The organism is Idiomarina sp. 017G (assembly GCF_004362265.1).
Taxonomy (GTDB): domain Bacteria; phylum Pseudomonadota; class Gammaproteobacteria; order Enterobacterales; family Alteromonadaceae; genus Idiomarina; species Idiomarina loihiensis.
In genome coordinates this window covers 39,528-56,674 of record NZ_SNWT01000010.1, presented here as the reverse complement: position 1 = coordinate 56,674, position 17,147 = coordinate 39,528, and the positions used below count along the sequence as shown (strand labels likewise).

The window sequence follows — 17,147 nt, the reverse complement described above, 5'->3', positions numbered from 1 at the left end:
TACAATATCATTTCGGAAAATTTCTCGGGGGAGTTCGAATGACACAAAGGCAATGGTTCAAATTACATGGGTGGTGCTCGCTGCCAATATGGATCCTGTTTTGCTTTATCTGCATTACCGGTACCATCGCCGTATTCAGTCACGAGCTAACCTGGCTGTTCAACGAAAATGCGCGCGCGGTTAATCCTGACAATTTGCCAGCTCAGCCAATTTCCGAGCTAGTTGCTACCGTTAAAGACCAGTTTCCAACGGCCAACGTTACGACGGTAATGACTTTTGAGCCTTATATTATTAACTCCGTACTCTTCTCTGATGAAAACATCCCGATGGGCATTGCCTATGTAAACCAGTACACCGGAGAAATTCAGGAAGTTAATCAGGGCATCACTTTTATTAACTTTATGCGCTCACTGCATAGCTGGTTGCTATTCCCCTGGCAAGACGGCTACAGCGTTGGTTATTACCTGGTTTCGGCCATGTCCTTTGTCATGATTGGCGCTCTGGTTACCGGCCTGGTCATTTATAAAAGGTTCTGGCGCGCTTACTCGCAACCTAAAATTCGTGCCAAGCAAGGCAAAAAAACCCTTTTAACCGACTTACACAAGCACGGCGGCGCCTGGTCCATCTGGTTCCTCATTGTTATGAGTTTAACTGGCCTCTGGTACTTTACTCAGCAAGTGCTCTGGCACGCAGACATTGATATTGAAGAACACGCTCCGCTGGTTGAAGTATCTGACATTCCTATGGGAGAAAAAGCACAGGCTCCGGTGTCTTTTGAAGACGCTTTGCTTATAGCGGAGCAGCGCTTCCCTGATATCCGCCCCAGCTTCATTATGATGCCTGAGCATAACCGTGACATGTTCAAAATTATGGGCGGCGGCGACTTCATTTTCTACGACCAATACTCTTACCGGCTGGATATTAACCCGTGGAATGGTGAGATAGCCCGGGCCGTTTCGCCCGACAATATGAATACCCTGCAGACCATTCAGCATATTGTTGATCCGCTGCACTACGGCACTATTGGCGGTATCTGGACTAAAGCCATCTGGTTTATTTTTGGACTTATTTTGTCGGCCATGTCCATTACCGGATTTTTGATTTGGGGTTCTCGCACAGTGAAAGCGGCAAAAGCCAAACGCACACCGCTGCAAGAGTCGTTACAGAATGAAGGAGCTAACTAATGGCACGCCGTAAAAATACCTTCTGGAACCGGAATAAATTTAAGCTCAGTGGCTTAATTCTTATTCTGCCCTTTTACTTTTTATATGAGCAGTTGCAGCCACCTGAATTCCCTCCTGTCTGGGATGAAAAAGCCGCAGGCCCATTTAAAGTGGCCTTGCAACCAGCCAATAATGACGCGCCTTACGCACATCATGAAGACTGGGTAAAAGACTTTTCAGCGTACGTTAACGAAGGAAAAGTCAGTGATATTCGTCAGGGTTACGTGAACATTGGCGAGGAGCCAATTGCTATTGAAGAACTGCAACAAGATGATGTCGGCATTTTGCATGGCAGCGAGTTATTGCAGCACGTACATGCTATAGCGCCACAAAAACTCAATTCACAACAGCGCGTTTGGGTCACTTTGCAAACCTGGAATGGTGACGTTCATCAAGCTCATTGGGAACTTCCCGAAACTTGGGTGAAATAACACTTTAAACGCGAATCATTTTCATTTAGAATCTCCGCCAATTTAGATCGCATCTAATATTTGAGGGGAATAATGAAAATTCAAAAGACTGTTCTGGCGGCTAGCATTCTGGCCGCTTTAGCTTCCACCAGCAGTTACGCACAAGAAGAAAAACAAGAGAAAACTCAAGAAGAGATGATGGAAACCATCAATGTCAGCTCTCGCGGACTTATCTCTTACGTTAGTGCTACTGGCTCCAAATCTGACACACCGATTATTGAAACGCCTTTATCGGTTTCTGTGCTTACCGAAGCTCGTATTCAGGACTTAGGTGCTGTTACCGTGCAAGATGCTATCGGCTACGTTGCAGGCTTGTACAACGGCCCATACGGCGTTGACACTCGTGGCGACTGGGCTCAGATTCGTGGCGTTGCTCCAGTTCAGTACCTTGATGGCCTTAAATCTCTGTTCGGTAACTACAACAACGTTCGCGTTAACCCTTATTCTCTTGGCCAAATTGAAGTTTTAAAAGGTCCTAGCTCGGTTCTATATGGCCAAGGCTCTACCGGCGGCATTATTAACTTAGTGAGTAAACGTCCGAAGGCAGAAACTGAAGGTCAGTTCTGGGCTCAATTGGGTAACTACTCCCGTAAGCAAGTTGCCGGCGATATTACTGGTGCATTGAACGATGATGCTTCGTTAACCGGCCGTTTTGTAGGCTTATACCGCGACAGCGATACGCAAACCGATTACGTTCCGGATAACAGCCTAGTGCTAAATCCGTCATTGAGCTGGCATGCCTCTGAAGATACAAAAATTACCTTAATTGGCAACATTCAGCGCAATGAGTCAGGCTCGAGCACACAATTTTTCCCCTGGCAGGGAACCTTGTTGCCGAACGAGTTTGGCCAAATTGACAGCTCTACTTTTGTGTCAGAGCCGGGTTTCGACAAATACGATACGGAGCAAGACGCGCTAACAGCCATTGTTGAACACGACATTAATCTGAACTGGAGTCTGCGTTTAGCAAGCCGGTACAGCGACAGTCATGCAGACTACAACACAATGTACGGTTGGCCGCCGGTATTTGCGGAAGACAATCGCACAGTAAGTCGTGTAGCTACTTTATATCGCTCTGACTCAAGAAGCTGGACAAGTGACTTACAACTGCATGGCTCGGTAATAACCGGTCCTGTCGAACATGACCTTGTATTCGGCATAGATTTTCAAGACGCATATACAGATTCCGACTCTGCTAGCGCGGCAGTGCTTAACGAACTCGACTTGTACAATCCGGTGTATGGTCAGGCAACAGACTTACCTACAGAAGAAGACATAACCGATGCCGCTTCTTTAACAACTCATCAATTAGGATTTTATGTACAAGACAACATGCGCATCGCAGAGAAATGGTTAGTTTCGGCCGCCTTGCGTCGTGATAGAGCGACCAATAACCCTGAGGGTGGCGTGGCAACAGATCAATATGCCACTACTGGTCGACTGGGTTTTATGTACTTAATGGATGGCGGTGTCTCACCATACATTAGTTACAGTGAATCGTTCTCTCCACTCATTGGCCGAGATGCTTATGACAATCCATACGTCCCATTAGAAGGTAAACAGTGGGAAGCTGGTGTTAAATACCAGCCGGAAGGTACAGAACACTTACTGACCGCTTCCGTTTATAAAATTACAGAAGAAAACAGAACTACCACCTCTAATGATGGCGATGCTCCATTCCCTGACCGTCAGGTTCAAGTGGGCGAAGTCGAGATAGAAGGTGTTGAATTAGAAGCTCAGCTAGCCTGGGATTCTCTGGACGTTTACGCCAGTTACGCGTACACCGATGCTATAGTCAGCGAAAGTAATACCGTCGGAGAAGAAGGGGCAACGCTCTCAGCTACTCCAGATCAGCAAGCTTCTGTCTGGGCAACTTATCGTCCGGATAATTGGAACGGCTTTAAAATTGGTGCTGGCGTTCGCTACGTGGGTAATACTTCCGATGGCAGTGCTTACGTTGAGCAAAACGGTGTGGTAGTCAATGACCCACTAGAAACTCCAAGCTATACCGTATTCGATGCAATGATCGGTTACGACTGGGATAACTACAGTTTGAGCCTGGACGTGGACAACCTGACCGACAAAACCGTTCTTACTTCGTGCCTGGCTCGCGGTGACTGTTTCTATGGCCAGCAACGCACTATTATGGCGAACTTTCGTTATAACTTCTAAGGCTTATTAAGTTTAGCTTTCACGTGCAGCCCCGGGCGTCTTTCTTCCCAGCGTCCGGGGCTTTTTTTAGGTGTGATTTATTCGTTGGTGTAGTACTGAACGCCTATCTCTATGCGATCACGACCATTTTTCAGGCGCCAGCGGTTCATGTCTCGTAATGAGTAAACGCAGCCGCAGTATTCCTGTTGGTAAAAACGCTCACGCTTGGCAATTTCCACCATACGCGCCGCGCCGCCTTGCTTACGCCAGTTAAAAGTCCAGTAGTGCAGGCCAGGGTATGGTGCTACCGCACGCTTACCACAGTCGTTAATCTGGTCCATGTTTTTCCAGCGTGAAATACCTAAGCAACTGGTAATGGTGTCAAAACCGTTTTCGTGGGCATACAACGCTGTACGCTCAAAGCGCATATCAAAACATTCGGTGCAACGTTCACCGCGCTCCGGCTCCCACTCCAGGCCTTTAACCCGTTCGAACCAGTTTTTAGAGTCGTAATCGCAGTCAATAAAGTCCACACCCAGCTTCTCGGCAAAGCGGATGTTCTCTTCTTTACGCAGCAGATACTCTTTTTCCGGATGAATATTCGGGTTATAGAAGAAAATGGTAAATTTAATGCCAGCTTCCGCCATGCGCTCCATAACCTCGCCTGAACATGGCGCGCAGCAAGAGTGCAGCAACACATGATCAGACCCCGTCGGAGTCTCCAAAACAATGGATTCTTTCTTGTTTCTAGCCATAATTCTCTCTTCGCGGCTGAAATTTGTGCGAATTATAACTCAAACAGGCGGGGGTGATCACCTTCTTGGTTAGAAGAGCTTATAGTTGAATGAAACCGATCGAGCCATTTCATTACTCAACCCGCAAACAATATTGTAGGAGCGCCTCTCTAATACTCTGGCGAGATTTTAGAAAAAGCATCATATATGCTTTCTCTTCTTCAAGTCGATAAATGGCTCTAAACTGCTGATCAGGGAGAATAAAGTCACGATAATTCGTAAAGCCTAAGTCGGCCGCTTCTTCACAAAGCGGGCTGCTTTCGGGATAGCGTATTACCCTCTGCTCAAGCATATCTATAAAATTAAATATCAGACCCCTTGCCTGCGATTGACCAATATACCTCGCCAGATATTGGCTACATGCACTAACTTGACGTTCAAATGTTTCGGTATATTCAATACTAATTGCCGTCATTCGTCAGCACTTCCTCAAGATTAGAACGAAGCTGATTTGAAGATAAGGTGCGTCCAGCTTTTAAATCTTTTTCCGCGAATGACATTAGCTTCATAAAAGCCATTTGTTCTTGCTGCATTTCATACTGGGCTGGATCCTGAACCACATAGAGTGGCTCCCCATTTTGGGTAACAACAACAGGCTCCTCAACATTCATTGAAGACAGTTCTTTCTTAAATGCTGAAACCGTTGTGATGCGTGACTGTTTAGTTTGATACATTGTCTGCCCCTAGACTAGGTTACTTTTAAAATTATAGATGAAAACCAACAGAAGTCCAAATAAAGACCAAATTTAGTCTACAAACACTTTAGAGGTAAATATGAAAAGGATTTTATTAGTATGCGCATTTGTTTTGGTTGCTGCTTTCTCTTTTTGGGCAGGCCACCAAGCATCGGAAGTAAATACGCCAAAAACTACCGATACTTCAAATGAAGAAGAGCTCAAACGCGAGCAACTTATTGCAGAGAATCCCAGCTTTTTTGAGGGACAGAACAAGTATTTTTCTGACGACGGCAACTACCTTTATGGCGTTGAGAGATTTGTACCGCAGAATGGCATCAGTTCGTGGGGAATAAGCCGCGAGAAAGAGCTATCCAACCTGCTGTCCGATCAAGATGGGCTGTTACACGCGGAGTCCGAATGTCGGCTGACCATGTGCATTACGACAGGCGCATTCATGAGCCAGCAAGAGTTTCGCTCTTTCTCGATAGACTACAATAACCTGCAATTTTACGGTCAGCGTTATGGAACGAAGTCTTTAACTGATGGCCTACTGGTTTTTTATGTTATTACCTATAAGCAGACCGACTAACCCATAAGCTGCTTACTAAGCATACCAATAATGAAACCAAATACAGCCCCGAGTGCGGGCATCCAGTGGCGGCGCATTTTCGCCTGTGGGGCAATGTCCTGAAACACCAGGTAGAGAATGCCGCCCGCGGCAAAACTCATGATCATCGCTGTAATTTGTGGTGCATCACTCAACCACCAGTAACCCATAATTGCCGCCAGGGGGCCGAAAAAGGAAACACCTAAAAGCCCGATTAAAGCGGTTTTAGTGGTTAATTTTGCCGATTTCAGTTCACGATAGGCATTAAACCCTTCCGGGAAATTTTGCGCGGCAATGAAAATGGCCAGCAAAATGCCCATTTTTGGGTTAACGGCAAACACAGCTCCCAGAGAAACCGCTTCAGGCACAAAGTCGAGCACCATCGCCATAAATTGTGAAACATTGCCCTCATGCTTTTGCAACCAAGCATCAACGAGGCAAAAAGTAACACCGCCAGCGGCAAATAACCCTGTCAGTTGCCAGGCATTTAACTCTTTCATTCCCTCTGGCACTAATGCAAAAGCCACGGCGGCCATTAAAATGCCACCACCAAATGCCGTAACACCGTGTACGAATTCTTTCTTAACTGTCGTATTGGCTTTGCCTTCAACGTGCGCTAAAAAGCCACCGAAAACCGCCATTAAGCCAGCTCCCCAGGCTATGAGCAGCATGATATAAACGTTCATGATTAAACCTTGTCAAAAACAGAGCCGATGTCCGGGCTGAACAGTTTACTGTAAAGCTTGGTCGCGTAGTTGTCCGTCATGCCCGAAATATAGTCGCAAATAACGCGCTTGGGGTTTTCTGCGTTTTTATACTTTTGCAAAGTAGAGCCAGGCAGCAGTTGCTCAGGGTTTTCGCTCAGTACCTGAAACAGCTTCAAGATCATCATCTGGCCTTTGTACTCCAAAACCTGCACCGAAGAGCTCCGAATAACATGCTTAAACACAAAGTCCTTCAACACTTGCAGAGTATGTTCAATATGCTCCGGAAGGCTCGCCTGCAGATCCAGCCAGGGAGATTCAAACAGGTTCTGTTCTGCAACTTCGATGGCATCGACAAAATGCCCGACAAGCTTACTAATTGCGTGCTTACGCGCACGGCTTTGGCCTGAAAAAAGCGCCTCGGTATAAAACCGCTCTTCCAGCATAATAACGCTGTTGTCGTCCAAAACAGCGAGTACGTCTTCGCGCCACTGCTTTTCAGTTACCAGGTTCAGTGCCAGCGAGTCTTCCAAATCGTGCACGCCGTACGATATGTCGTCGGCCAGCTCCATAATGGAGGTATCAAAAGCTTTGTACTGTGCTTTGGTTTTACCCTCTTTCATTTTAGTGGAGCGAAAGGTCGCTTTGTCGTTGGGAATCAGCGGTTCCAGTATCCAGTCCAGCACATCCTGTTCGTCGTCATGAATGGATTTAGGCGGTTTAAAAGCACTTAAGTGGTCTTCGGCAGATAGTGAGCAAGCACTAACTTCGCTATGCAACACCGGATACTTAAGCACGCCAAGTAAAGTACGCCGGGTTAAATCCAAACCGTCGTGGTCGGAATACTCACCCAGCTTTGAAATAATACGCAGCGTCTGCCCGTTACCCTCAAAACCACCGCTGCTGTGCATGTGATAGTTCAGCGCCACTTCACCACCGTGCCCGAACGGCGGGTGACCAATATCATGCGCCAGACAAATGGCTTCAATTTGGAAATAGGACGGGATATGCATCGAAATAGCGTCGTTGTTGGCATACTTTTGCTTTAACTTCTCACAAATGCCCGAGCCAATCTGCGCCACTTCCATAGAGTGCGTTAAGCGCGTACGGTAAAAGTCACTCTCGCCCACACCCAGCACCTGAGTTTTTGCCTGCAAACGGCGAAACGCCGACGAATGAATAATACGCGCCCGGTCACGCTGAGCATCGCTGTCCGGCGTAGCGGCATTAAAGGTCGTAGTTTTTCCTGAGCGGCGTTGGTGCATATCAGTCCATTCGTTTTTGGTTTCCTATAACCACAGCAAAACAAATTTTTGCGGGTTTGCCCAGTTTTAATACCGCCAATGTAAGACATTTATATCAATGCCTTACCAATTGATAGTTTAAGAACTCAAATTTAGTATAAATACACCAACTTGACGCACAACACTGTTGTGCATAGAATAAATACAAAGTGATCAGTAAACCATGGCCGTTAAATTCAGGGACGATTGGCTAGAACGATTCTACGAAGATGATATCAGCCACAAGAAAATACCAAAGATCATCAAAGGAGCGCTCTTCAGGAAGCTCGAAATTTTGGATGCTGCAACGCAGGAGTCAGATTTAAGGGTTCCCCCAGGTAATCGCTTCGAATATTTAAAAGGAAAACTTTCGGGGTGTTGTTCTATCCGGGTTAACAAACAGTATCGACTTATTTTCCACTGGGAAGACGGTATCGCCCAAGATACATACCTGGATCCACACGTTTACCAAAGTTAAAAAGGATAATTATGAGAGATACAAAACGTCGCCCGGTATCCGTTGGCCAGATGCTAATAACCGAGTTTCTTGAACCGATGAACATTGAAATAAAAGAGCTCGCTGATGCCATGAGAGTACACAGAAACACGCTCAGCCGAATTGTTCATGACAAAGGAGCCTTGACCGCACCTATGGCTATTAAATTAGCTGCCGCTTTGGGTAACACCCCGGAGTTCTGGTTGAATATTCAGCACGCCGTCGAAATCTGGGACGTACGCCACCGAGCATACGAACAAGAAGCTGAAAACGTGAAACGCTTGAAGCCTCACGCTAAACCTTATCAGCAGGCCTGAGGGAGCGGCCGTTGTATAGCCTCTATTGGCACACCTCTTGCTGTTTCCTATCCATAAACGCGAATAACGCACTAAACAGGCAAAACATTGCCACCCGGAAATGCCAATTTTGGATAAGGAAAAGCCATGAACATGAACCCTGTGAGTAATAACGCGAGTTATCCGACGACAACAACGACGCAAAGTAATAAAACTGAGGAACCTGGCAATAGGGACATTGCCCCGGAACAAGACCGTGAGTCGCTGATAGACAATGCCTACCGCAGTATATTGCTGAATCGTATGGGTGTTGATACCGGGCATCTGGAAGAAATTGAGCAAAAGATAGAAGAGCTTGAGAGTAAATCCAGCCTTACCAAAGAAGAAAAAGACGAACTTAACAGTCTGATGGAAGCGCGCGATCAGCTATTCGAAGATGCGATGCGTCGTCAGGCGGAAGAAGGCAATAACGGCAAACAGTCCAATATTCCCATATCAATAACTGAAAACTTTAATGCGCGTAAGATTTCGCCTAACGACATGAGCGAACTGGCCAGCCAGTTGTTTGATGCTGGCGTTATTACTCGTGAGCAGCGTAGCGCAATGAGTTTTCAAATCTCCAAAACCAGCCTACACAAAACCTTTACGCCAGAGTCTCAGCAGATAGACCCGGATAAGCCCATGGATTTTGTGAAGTTTTGGGAAGATAGGGTAAAAGCCAACGACTATTTTGACGTATCAGCAAAAGAAAAAGCGAAAGACCAGGGTATTTTAGATGTGTTGCGGCAAGTCTGAATATCACTTGCCGCAGGCTTCATCATTTATTGCGTGACTTCAAATCACTATTCTGCGCTTCAATTTCACTGATGTACTTTGACTGATGCTCGCGTGCGAGTTTCACCGCTTTGTTCGAGGCCTTTAGCGCACTCTCGTTGTTGTCATTCATTGAATAAACCGTTGCCAGGCTGTCCCATAAAACTTCGGACTGGTCGAATACCTCAACGCCTTTCTCCAGAATAGCCTGTCCCCAGTCAACTTTGCCTTCATAAGCGGCCTTTAAGCCATACACGTTGTATTGCTGAACCGACATAGGAAAGTCGTAACCCACCGTCTTTTCGTAATCAGCGTAGAACGCCTGCAACTGTTCCAGCGACTTAATCTCAATGTTTGGCATCGCATTAAACCCACGAAAAACCGATTTAAGCCCCTCGACATTGCCAATTAACGGCGTGCTGTCATGGGTTTCGTTGGGGAACTGCTTTGACTCCCAGTTAAAAGCCGATTCCGGCTTCGCTTCCAGCACGTTCAATAAACGCTCATAGCCCCCAGCCATTTCATTGGGCTCATTCGCCATACTAACGAACCAACGTACCGACGGCTTTTCTGCCTCTTGCTCTGCCACTTTTATGTCGTTGATAAGCGCAAAGTCATCCCACCAAAGGCTTGGACTCACCGATATTGCGGCATTGATAAAATCTGAGTGGTGAGTCGCCAGATAACTGGTATAGAGCCCCGACAACGAGTGCCCGGTAACCACAGTGTAAGGCGATACTCTGTACTTTTTCTGCAACGCTGGCATAAGCTCATCTTGCAAAAACTGGGTGTACTGCTCAGCACCGCCAGAGCGGTCAGCGTAGGCTTCCATTTTTGTGTGAGTAAAACGCTTTAAGCGGTTCCTCGCACTGACCCCGACAACAATCATTTCCGGCACAATAGAAAACGTACTTAAAAAATTAATGTTACCCGCTATGTGCTCAAACTGCGTTGAACCGTCCATAACCAGTAGCACCGGATACTGAAAGCTGTCTGAATGCTCATAGCTTTCCGGCAACGCAACCCGCGCCGTTATCCCTTCATCAAGGAGCTTAGATTCCATTGTGAAGATTTCGGACGCATACACGCTGGCAGCGGTTAATAGAACGAACAGACAGGCAAATGAACGGGTTAGGCTTTTAAAGGAAAGAGGCATGAGATCAGTAAGTTACTGGGTAGTGGGGGTATGTTAGAACTATTTGGGGGCGGGGGCAATTTATACCTTTATGATTGGTTTTCATAAATTATTTAAATTATGCTGTGCTCTAAGTGGGTGCTCGCTAAATTTTATCTACGTTCTCATGAAAAGGTAGATTAATCACTTTTAAGCAGTACCCAGACCATAACGGGAAAATTATGAGTGATAATATTAATAAACAGCAAAGAAATAATTCCGCCGAATTTTCAGGAACTATTACTAACTCAACGATTTCTGTAAACCAAAACCAAGACGGCAACCAATCTATTAACGAAAAGGAAATTGAGTATGCAGTTGACAAAGGCAGTTATAGAGAGATTACCAGTGAAGAGTACAAAACGCGCTCTTCTGTTTTCTATATTTCTTTAGCGGTCTTCGCTCTCGGAGTCCTAGCTGATATGTTAGGACTTCTTACTTATTTAGGGTTTAGTCACGGGATCATAATTCTGATTCTAGCTCCAATTTGTTGGTTGATTTCTGTTGTAACAAAAAATGATCGCTGGATGAATGGTTTATACCACAATAATAAGTCTTACTATCGTGATGGCCGATGGTACGAAAAACTGCCAAATAACGACGTTGCTGTATATTATAAACGAGCAGGGTGTATTTATCCTCGATGCGATGGGGTTGTAAATATAGTTCCAGCACCGCCTAGAGAACACCCAAATCATACCCTCGTCGGTAAATGCAGCGTTGGTGGCCTTCAGCATACATATACTGTAGATTTCAATTCTATTGGTTATCCTCATAAATTTGACTGGAGACCTTTAACCCAAGAAAATCATGACGTTTAGCGAAGGCTGCCTATCCAACTATGAAAGTATTCTATTGACTAGAGATGCTTCAATCTTTATAGCTCCCTGACTACATGCAGGCTCTATACTCGAGTATATAAAGATAACGAATATGGGTATAAACTATGTCGAATACATACTACGTCTACTCTCTAAAAGACCCTCGTTCGAAACCTGCGAAAATATTTTATATCGGGAAAGGAACAGGAAGTCGAGCAACAGCTCATTTGAAAAGAGCTGATAATACTAGAAAAGGTCAATTCATCCGAGAGATTCTTGACTCGGATTATCTCCCTATTGTATCTAAAATTGTAACCAACTTAACGGAAGAACAGGCACTTCAAATAGAGCTTGAGTTAATTTCCAGTTTTGGAACCATTGATAGTGGGGGCCCATTATGCAATACAGTTATACCAAAAAAAATAAAGCGCAAAGTTGATGAAAGAGTTACAGTTCCACAAGGAGCAATCGAAAAAGCTCAGTTAGCATTAGATCTCCTAAAAGATTCTATTATGTCACTTGCCGAAGAAAACCAATCAGGAATAAGCAACTCTGATTGCGCGCACTATCTAGGATTGCAATCCGACAATAACGGGAATCAACAAGATTATCTTACATACAGTATCCTTGGGATTCTGTTAAAAGAAGGCTTCCTAGAAAGTATAAAAGTTGGTAACCGAAGAATTTATAAAAAGCTTCAAGGATAAATAATGGCAAAACTAAAACCGAGAGCTCGACTTATACGCACAATTGGTGACAAGCTTATCAGTGGTCCAGAAGCTGCTATTATTGAGTTAGTAAAAAACTCTTACGATGCCGACTCTCCATCTGTCAATATAAAGCTCACTCCTCCTTCAAATAACCATCTTGGAAAAATAGTTGTTCAGGATGCCGGACATGGCATGACATATGAGAACATTCTAAATGATTGGCTTGAGCCAGCAACCGATACGAAAAGTAAGCATCAAAAGTCCAAGTCTGGCAAACGAACAGTTCTTGGTGCCAAAGGTGTCGGCCGTTTTGCTTCCGCAAGCTTAGGCAAAACAATAAAACTAACATCTGTGGCTCAAATAAATGGGAAGTATCAAACTAGCTCACTTAAATTAAATTGGGACATTTTTGAGACGAATAAGTACCTAGATGATATTGATATTAATATTGAGGAATCTACTTCTAGTGCACCAGCTCAAACAGGAGTGCTAATAGAAATACTTAATCTCTCTAATGTCTGGAATCAGAAAAAAGTACGAAACTTAATAAGAGAGCTACGCAGATTGGCAACCCCTCAAAGTGAACTGGACACACAATTCAATATTTACTTAGATCTTGAGAGCTTCAGTGAAAACCTTCAATATCCATATAATTATGACGGTCCACAATTACTTTTCGAAACAAATAGACTAGCGGAGGTACTTGAAAACTCCGCTGAGAAAACAACAAGCTCAAATCTTATAAAACCTTACCGTATTAGCAAAGAATCGGACTACCGTTTAACCGGTTCGTTTGATGAAATCGGAAATTTCACAGGTACATTTACAATAGTCAGAGGTGATAATAAACCGATCGAGTTGGCACTCAACGCTCCTAAACTTGAATTTGGTGAACTTTCGTGTGGTCCAATCGAAGTCGACTTAAGACTTTACGATTTGGAGAAAGACTCAGTTGAAAAGTTATTCGAAAGGATGGGGCTTAACTTTTCCGACTTCGGTTTAAGGAATGCTAGGGCTATGATTGCAGAAAATACAGGTATCGGAATTTATAGAACGGGATTTAGAATACGACCATATGGCGAACCAGATAATGATTGGCTTAAACTAGAAAACCGGCGTGTTCAGAACCCTTCTAAACGAATAGGCCATGGCCAAGTATCTGGTTCAATTAGTGTGGGGGCAGAAGATAATTCACACTTAGTTGAACGAAGTAGTCGAGAAGGCTTAGAAACTAACAGTGCATACGAACGTCTTGTTACTCTTATTACGAACCTCCTGGTAAAAGTAGAGCAAAAACGCTTTGATTTTAGAGCAAAAGCGGGCATTAGTAGGAAGCCTGCAAAAAATATAGGTAAAGCAAGAGAGATAGCCTCATTAGAATCTTTAAGCAAAGCCGTCAGCGAGCTTCCTGAGGAAGCGCAAAGACCTTTACTACTCAAAATCGAAAGTGAATCTAAAGCCCTCACCAAAACACTTGATGAGATAGAGGCTTACCAGAAACTCTTAGAGTCAAGAGCAGCCTTGGGTATGGTCGTTGCTCAAGTGGTTCACGATGGCCGCACTTACTTAGAACCTATAAGTTCGTCATCCAAGTCAATAATCAGCAATGCTCCGTTTCTTCTAGAGGATAGTAAAAAAGGCGAAATCGTTCGTAAGTACTATCCTACCTACGGTGAAAAAATCTTACACGCATCAACAGGTTTAAGGTCTTTGTTCAAATCTTTGGATCCTATTTCCGGTAGACGTCGCGGGCGGCCTGTTAAGTTCTCTGCTCTTGATACAGTAAAAAACGCACTTAACCTCCTAGAAGAGGAGGTTTTTGACTCGAACATTACTGTAAATATTTCAGTAGATTCCACTTTAAATCTCTATGGATATTCAGGCGACCTCCAATCTGCATTGATGAATATCTTACAAAATGCCATTCACTGGCTCTCAACTATTCAGAGAGAGAGAGTTATTTCTATCTCAGCTAAAGTTGAAGACGTTTATATGATGTTATCTGTCCGCAATAACGGGCCGCTAATTGATGAAGCCGATGCAGATACCATTTTTGAAGCTGGCTTCTCCCTTAAGTCCGAAGGTCATGGCTTGGGATTAGCTATAGCTCGAGAAGCCTGCAGATACAATCAAGGGGACTTGTTCCTTTCAACAATTTCTGAAGAAACAAATTTCACAGTAAAATTTCCAATTTATCAATAGGTTATAAAATGAAATTGAATTTATTAATCGTAGAAGATGAAGATGTCATCTTATCTAATTGGCGGGAGAAGTTGGAATTTTATAGCGCCGAAGATGGGCCAACCTACTCTATAAATCCAGTTTTTGTCAAAGATCTTGTAGAGGCCGAAGCAGCGTTGGCTTTATCGTCTTTTGACGCCGCAGTAATAGACATACGTTTAAAAACTGACGATGGTCAAGCTAATAAAAACAAAGATGGAAATAAAATCATTGAAACGCTGACTAATTATAGCCTTACTGTTATTGCTGTGTACACAGGCGAACTAGGCATTGTCGAATTGGAAGATAGCCAGAAAGATTTTGTCGGACGTTTTGAAAAAGGTGAAGGTGTTATTGACGAAATACTAACATGGCTTGACGATAAGTCAGCTATGATTCTAGCGATACAAGAGATGCAGTTATCCATGAGGGAGGCTATGGCTAAAGCATTCTCTAAATCAATATGGCCTAGATGGAATCATTGGATGAATCAAGATAATCAAGGTAAAACACATATAGCTTTAACAAGACACATGGCGACTCATTTACATGCCTCATTTTTGAACAATGAAGGCTTGGGCTCTCATCCTGAAGAATATTTTTTTATTCCTCCTCTCCAGGAGAGTCTAGATACTGGAGATATTATTCATCATGAAGGAAAGCTAGAGATAATTGTTACGCCGCGCTGTGACATGGTTCGCTCTAAATCAGAACGCCCAACTTATCAACTAGTTACTTTATCAGACAAAGCCGAAAAATGGGACCAGTTAGTCACTAAGTTAGACCAACAAAAGCAAGCCCAAGATAGAAAGAAAACCGAGAAAGCCGAAAAAGAGTTAATTAAATTCACAAACCACAATGGTGAAACCTCTAGCCATTTCATACAGCGTTTTCGCAAGGACATAGATGGTGAAGAGAGAGTCTTTGGGCCATTTTATGCTCAATTCAATCTCTTACGTTCCATCGACAGAACCAATGAGAATATAGAGTTCCTTATGAAACATCGAGTTGCTAGTTTGTCGAATGAGTTTGTTCCATCATTGGTAGAAAGACTCGGGGCATATTTTAGCAGAATTGGGACTCCAGACTATTCACACCCAGACTAAGTAACATTTAATTATAAAGTAACCCTAAAACAATTTTGCCAATCTGCCGCGCTAAATAAGGCGGCACAGCATTACCCACCTGAACGTATTGCTGAGTTCGGCTACCCTCGAAGAAATAGTTGTCAGGAAACGTCTGTAGGCGCGCAGCTTCTCGGACAGTAAGGCTACGGCATTGTTTAGGATCGTAGTGAATAAAGTAGTGACCATCTTTTGATATATGACTTGTGATTGTTGTAGAACACTTATTAGCTGATTGAACACGAAATCGATCAGCATATGTTCCAGTTTTCCAGTTTGCATGATCAGGAGCAAGGCTTGCCGGAAAGTCCTTGGATTTAGGAGATGCTCCATTATTCAATTGAGCATGAGCGGCACAGAAGGCATACCGTAGCAGATCTGTCTCAATGTGCCCTCGAGTTTCATGGTTTAAAACTGCACCTAAGTTCATGTCAACCAACCACGAACTCAGTGGTTCTGGAATTTTAGGAACACCGAGATCGCTACACAGCATGTTTTTTCGTGATAAGCCAGAGTGTGGTTTTAAATCTAGAGATCCAATCTGCTTTTTCGTATAGCCAGCTTCAAGCAATATATTTTCTAACTTTTCTGCATTCCTATGTACCGTTTTTTCCCATTCTTCATGCGAATCTAATTTTCTAGAGAGTCCACTTCTTACTAGTGGCAAATCAGATAATATATTCTCTATGTAAAGATTTGAGTTGTCAGTTTTTTTGAGCGTACTAGGTATTGATTTAATATCTTCTCGAACACCCAGCAATATAACCCTTTGCCGCGCTTGGGGGACTCCAAAATCCTCAGTATTAATTATAAAATCTGAAGACTTAGGATATTGTGGATTTAGTGGATTATCAGCCTCGGTGACAAGAGAATAGATTCTATAACGCTTTGTAGTTTTATCCTTTACAACCTTGCCCGGGTTTCGAAGATCTTTCAAAATTGAGGGAAACATAACCTTGCCATTGATTTTGGCTGACAATATTCCTTTTACGTTCTCCATCAAAAAAACTTCAGGTTGAGCTATAGCAAGTATCTTAAGGTACTCCATGTATAGAAAATGTCTTTTGTCTTTCTCAGCTGTATATTCCTTTATACCAGCATTACGCGAACGGCCAGCGAGTGAATAAGCTTGGCACGGAGGACCACCAATCAAAACTTTGGGGCCCTTATGTGCAGAAACTAAATCTTTTATCCTTGAGTAAATCAAAGTGTTATCTTTACCCAACTCCTTTGGGCCTTCTAACGTTTCTTGAAGCGCTGCTGACGACTCTCGGTGATATAGTGAAAATAAGTCTTCTCTGGTTATTTTTCCTTTAACATAATCGTAGTAATCATTTAGTGCACTATCTTTGTGACGGATTTTTCGAAAAAATGCTCGTGTAGTTAATGTCTTGTGAGCGCAGTTTTCTTTTTCCACTGATAAGGCAGTTTTAAAAGGGTAAATGCCTTTTGAAGCTTCAACGGAAGATATGCCTTCACCAAGCCCACCCGGCCCTGCAAAAAGGTCTATTACTAATACTTCATCAGATTTCATTAACATCACCCATTTTAAATTGCCGAGCAATCATACCAGGCTAATTCCGT

18 protein-coding genes are annotated in these 17,147 nt (G+C 43.8%); 11 read left to right on the top strand and 7 right to left on the bottom strand.

The genetic code is table 11. The features are described 5' to 3' along the window. The first annotated feature begins 38 nt into the window (after positions 1 to 38). The 3 genes from DEU30_RS11950 to DEU30_RS11940 all read left to right on the top strand — a co-directional run bounded on the left by DEU30_RS11950 (position 39) and on the right by DEU30_RS11940 (position 3,865). Entirely contained in the window at positions 39 to 1,184 is a 1,146-nt protein-coding gene (locus tag DEU30_RS11950) for a PepSY-associated TM helix domain-containing protein (RefSeq protein ID WP_114982306.1), read from the top strand. Further along, complete coding sequence (locus tag DEU30_RS11945) at positions 1,184 to 1,654, top strand: hypothetical protein (protein WP_114982305.1); 471 nt, start codon at positions 1,184 to 1,186, stop codon at positions 1,652 to 1,654. Before DEU30_RS11950 ends, DEU30_RS11945 begins: the two co-directional genes overlap by 1 nt. A gap of 72 nt (positions 1,655 to 1,726) precedes the next feature. Further along, complete coding sequence (locus DEU30_RS11940) at positions 1,727 to 3,865, top strand: TonB-dependent siderophore receptor (protein WP_114982304.1); 2,139 nt, start codon at positions 1,727 to 1,729, stop codon at positions 3,863 to 3,865. A 77-nt stretch (positions 3,866 to 3,942) separates the two neighbouring features. Here the strand turns inward: DEU30_RS11940 and DEU30_RS11935 are convergent, their stop codons facing one another. The 3 genes from DEU30_RS11935 to DEU30_RS11925 form a co-directional block, all read right to left on the bottom strand. After that, on the bottom strand, positions 3,943 to 4,599 hold the full coding sequence (locus tag DEU30_RS11935) for an epoxyqueuosine reductase QueH (RefSeq protein WP_110013507.1): 657 nt from the start codon (positions 4,597 to 4,599) through the stop codon (positions 3,943 to 3,945). A 112-nt stretch (positions 4,600 to 4,711) separates the two neighbouring features. Continuing rightward, positions 4,712 to 5,053 (bottom strand): type II toxin-antitoxin system RelE/ParE family toxin, encoded by a 342-nt coding sequence (locus tag DEU30_RS11930; RefSeq protein WP_114982303.1) that lies wholly within the window; start codon positions 5,051 to 5,053, stop codon positions 4,712 to 4,714. Then, positions 5,040 to 5,312, bottom strand: coding sequence for a type II toxin-antitoxin system prevent-host-death family antitoxin (locus tag DEU30_RS11925; protein WP_114982302.1), 273 nt, complete (start codon positions 5,310 to 5,312; stop codon positions 5,040 to 5,042). Before DEU30_RS11925 ends, DEU30_RS11930 begins: the two co-directional genes overlap by 14 nt. A 100-nt stretch (positions 5,313 to 5,412) precedes the next feature. Here DEU30_RS11925 and DEU30_RS11920 point away from each other — a divergent pair, with 100 nt between their 5' ends. Beyond that, entirely contained in the window at positions 5,413 to 5,904 is a 492-nt protein-coding gene (locus DEU30_RS11920; protein WP_114982301.1) for a hypothetical protein, read from the top strand. Here DEU30_RS11920 and DEU30_RS11915 read toward each other — a convergent pair. Next, positions 5,901 to 6,608, bottom strand: coding sequence for a ZIP family metal transporter (locus DEU30_RS11915; protein WP_114982300.1), 708 nt, complete (start codon positions 6,606 to 6,608; stop codon positions 5,901 to 5,903). The two genes, DEU30_RS11920 and DEU30_RS11915, sit on opposite strands and share 4 nt — an antisense overlap. A gap of 2 nt (positions 6,609 to 6,610) precedes the next feature. After that, entirely contained in the window at positions 6,611 to 7,891 is a 1,281-nt protein-coding gene (locus DEU30_RS11910) for an anti-phage deoxyguanosine triphosphatase (RefSeq protein ID WP_114982299.1), read from the bottom strand. Between the two features lie 202 nt (positions 7,892 to 8,093). Here DEU30_RS11910 and DEU30_RS11905 point away from each other — a divergent pair, with 202 nt between their 5' ends. From DEU30_RS11905 to DEU30_RS11895, 3 genes are all read left to right on the top strand, one after another. After that, positions 8,094 to 8,387 (top strand): type II toxin-antitoxin system RelE/ParE family toxin, encoded by a 294-nt coding sequence (locus DEU30_RS11905; RefSeq protein ID WP_114982298.1) that lies wholly within the window; start codon positions 8,094 to 8,096, stop codon positions 8,385 to 8,387. 11 nt (positions 8,388 to 8,398) lie between these two features. Further along, entirely contained in the window at positions 8,399 to 8,722 is a 324-nt protein-coding gene (locus tag DEU30_RS11900; RefSeq protein WP_011235745.1) for a HigA family addiction module antitoxin, read from the top strand. 126 nt (positions 8,723 to 8,848) lie between these two features. Then, on the top strand, positions 8,849 to 9,496 hold the full coding sequence (locus DEU30_RS11895; RefSeq protein ID WP_114982297.1) for a hypothetical protein: 648 nt from the start codon (positions 8,849 to 8,851) through the stop codon (positions 9,494 to 9,496). A gap of 22 nt (positions 9,497 to 9,518) precedes the next feature. Here DEU30_RS11895 and DEU30_RS11890 read toward each other — a convergent pair whose 3' ends face one another. Next, positions 9,519 to 10,577, bottom strand: coding sequence for an alpha/beta hydrolase-fold protein (locus DEU30_RS11890; protein WP_227016383.1), 1,059 nt, complete (start codon positions 10,575 to 10,577; stop codon positions 9,519 to 9,521). A 293-nt stretch (positions 10,578 to 10,870) separates the two neighbouring features. On the opposite strand from DEU30_RS11890, the gene DEU30_RS11885 reads away from it, so the two are divergent. The 4 genes from DEU30_RS11885 to DEU30_RS11870 all read left to right on the top strand — a co-directional run bounded on the left by DEU30_RS11885 (position 10,871) and on the right by DEU30_RS11870 (position 15,545). Next, positions 10,871 to 11,509 (top strand): hypothetical protein, encoded by a 639-nt coding sequence (locus DEU30_RS11885; RefSeq protein WP_114982296.1) that lies wholly within the window; start codon positions 10,871 to 10,873, stop codon positions 11,507 to 11,509. A gap of 125 nt (positions 11,510 to 11,634) precedes the next feature. Next, positions 11,635 to 12,216, top strand: coding sequence for a GIY-YIG nuclease family protein (locus tag DEU30_RS11880; RefSeq protein ID WP_114982295.1), 582 nt, complete (start codon positions 11,635 to 11,637; stop codon positions 12,214 to 12,216). Between the two features lie 3 nt (positions 12,217 to 12,219). After that, positions 12,220 to 14,421, top strand: coding sequence for a sensor histidine kinase (locus DEU30_RS11875; RefSeq protein ID WP_114982294.1), 2,202 nt, complete (start codon positions 12,220 to 12,222; stop codon positions 14,419 to 14,421). A gap of 8 nt (positions 14,422 to 14,429) precedes the next feature. Continuing rightward, positions 14,430 to 15,545: a hypothetical protein gene (locus DEU30_RS11870; protein WP_114982293.1), complete on the top strand. Its 1,116-nt coding sequence runs from the start codon at positions 14,430 to 14,432 to the stop codon at positions 15,543 to 15,545. Between the two features lie 7 nt (positions 15,546 to 15,552). Here the strand turns inward: DEU30_RS11870 and DEU30_RS11865 are convergent, their stop codons facing one another. After that, positions 15,553 to 17,097, bottom strand: a complete 1,545-nt coding sequence (locus DEU30_RS11865; protein ID WP_114982292.1) for a DNA cytosine methyltransferase — start codon at positions 17,095 to 17,097, stop codon at positions 15,553 to 15,555. Positions 17,098 to 17,147 lie beyond the last annotated feature (50 nt).

What these genes read in the sequence shown, in the direction of transcription:
- DEU30_RS11950 (WP_114982306.1), top strand. Translation starts at nt 39, where the DNA reads ATGACACAAAGGCAATGGTTCAAATTACATGGGTGGTGCTCGCTGCCA.
- DEU30_RS11945 (WP_114982305.1), top strand. Translation starts at nt 1,184, where the DNA reads ATGGCACGCCGTAAAAATACCTTCTGGAACCGGAATAAATTTAAGCTC.
- DEU30_RS11940 (WP_114982304.1), top strand. Translation starts at nt 1,727, where the DNA reads ATGAAAATTCAAAAGACTGTTCTGGCGGCTAGCATTCTGGCCGCTTTA.
- DEU30_RS11935 (WP_110013507.1), bottom strand. Translation starts at nt 4,599, where the DNA reads ATGGCTAGAAACAAGAAAGAATCCATTGTTTTGGAGACTCCGACGGGG.
- DEU30_RS11930 (WP_114982303.1), bottom strand. Translation starts at nt 5,053, where the DNA reads ATGACGGCAATTAGTATTGAATATACCGAAACATTTGAACGTCAAGTT.
- DEU30_RS11925 (WP_114982302.1), bottom strand. Translation starts at nt 5,312, where the DNA reads ATGTATCAAACTAAACAGTCACGCATCACAACGGTTTCAGCATTTAAG.
- DEU30_RS11920 (WP_114982301.1), top strand. Translation starts at nt 5,413, where the DNA reads ATGAAAAGGATTTTATTAGTATGCGCATTTGTTTTGGTTGCTGCTTTC.
- DEU30_RS11915 (WP_114982300.1), bottom strand. Translation starts at nt 6,608, where the DNA reads ATGAACGTTTATATCATGCTGCTCATAGCCTGGGGAGCTGGCTTAATG.
- DEU30_RS11910 (WP_114982299.1), bottom strand. Translation starts at nt 7,891, where the DNA reads ATGCACCAACGCCGCTCAGGAAAAACTACGACCTTTAATGCCGCTACG.
- DEU30_RS11905 (WP_114982298.1), top strand. Translation starts at nt 8,094, where the DNA reads ATGGCCGTTAAATTCAGGGACGATTGGCTAGAACGATTCTACGAAGAT.
- DEU30_RS11900 (WP_011235745.1), top strand. Translation starts at nt 8,399, where the DNA reads ATGAGAGATACAAAACGTCGCCCGGTATCCGTTGGCCAGATGCTAATA.
- DEU30_RS11895 (WP_114982297.1), top strand. Translation starts at nt 8,849, where the DNA reads ATGAACATGAACCCTGTGAGTAATAACGCGAGTTATCCGACGACAACA.
- DEU30_RS11890 (WP_227016383.1), bottom strand. Translation starts at nt 10,577, where the DNA reads ATGGAATCTAAGCTCCTTGATGAAGGGATAACGGCGCGGGTTGCGTTG.
- DEU30_RS11885 (WP_114982296.1), top strand. Translation starts at nt 10,871, where the DNA reads ATGAGTGATAATATTAATAAACAGCAAAGAAATAATTCCGCCGAATTT.
- DEU30_RS11880 (WP_114982295.1), top strand. Translation starts at nt 11,635, where the DNA reads ATGTCGAATACATACTACGTCTACTCTCTAAAAGACCCTCGTTCGAAA.
- DEU30_RS11875 (WP_114982294.1), top strand. Translation starts at nt 12,220, where the DNA reads ATGGCAAAACTAAAACCGAGAGCTCGACTTATACGCACAATTGGTGAC.
- DEU30_RS11870 (WP_114982293.1), top strand. Translation starts at nt 14,430, where the DNA reads ATGAAATTGAATTTATTAATCGTAGAAGATGAAGATGTCATCTTATCT.
- DEU30_RS11865 (WP_114982292.1), bottom strand. Translation starts at nt 17,097, where the DNA reads ATGAAATCTGATGAAGTATTAGTAATAGACCTTTTTGCAGGGCCGGGT.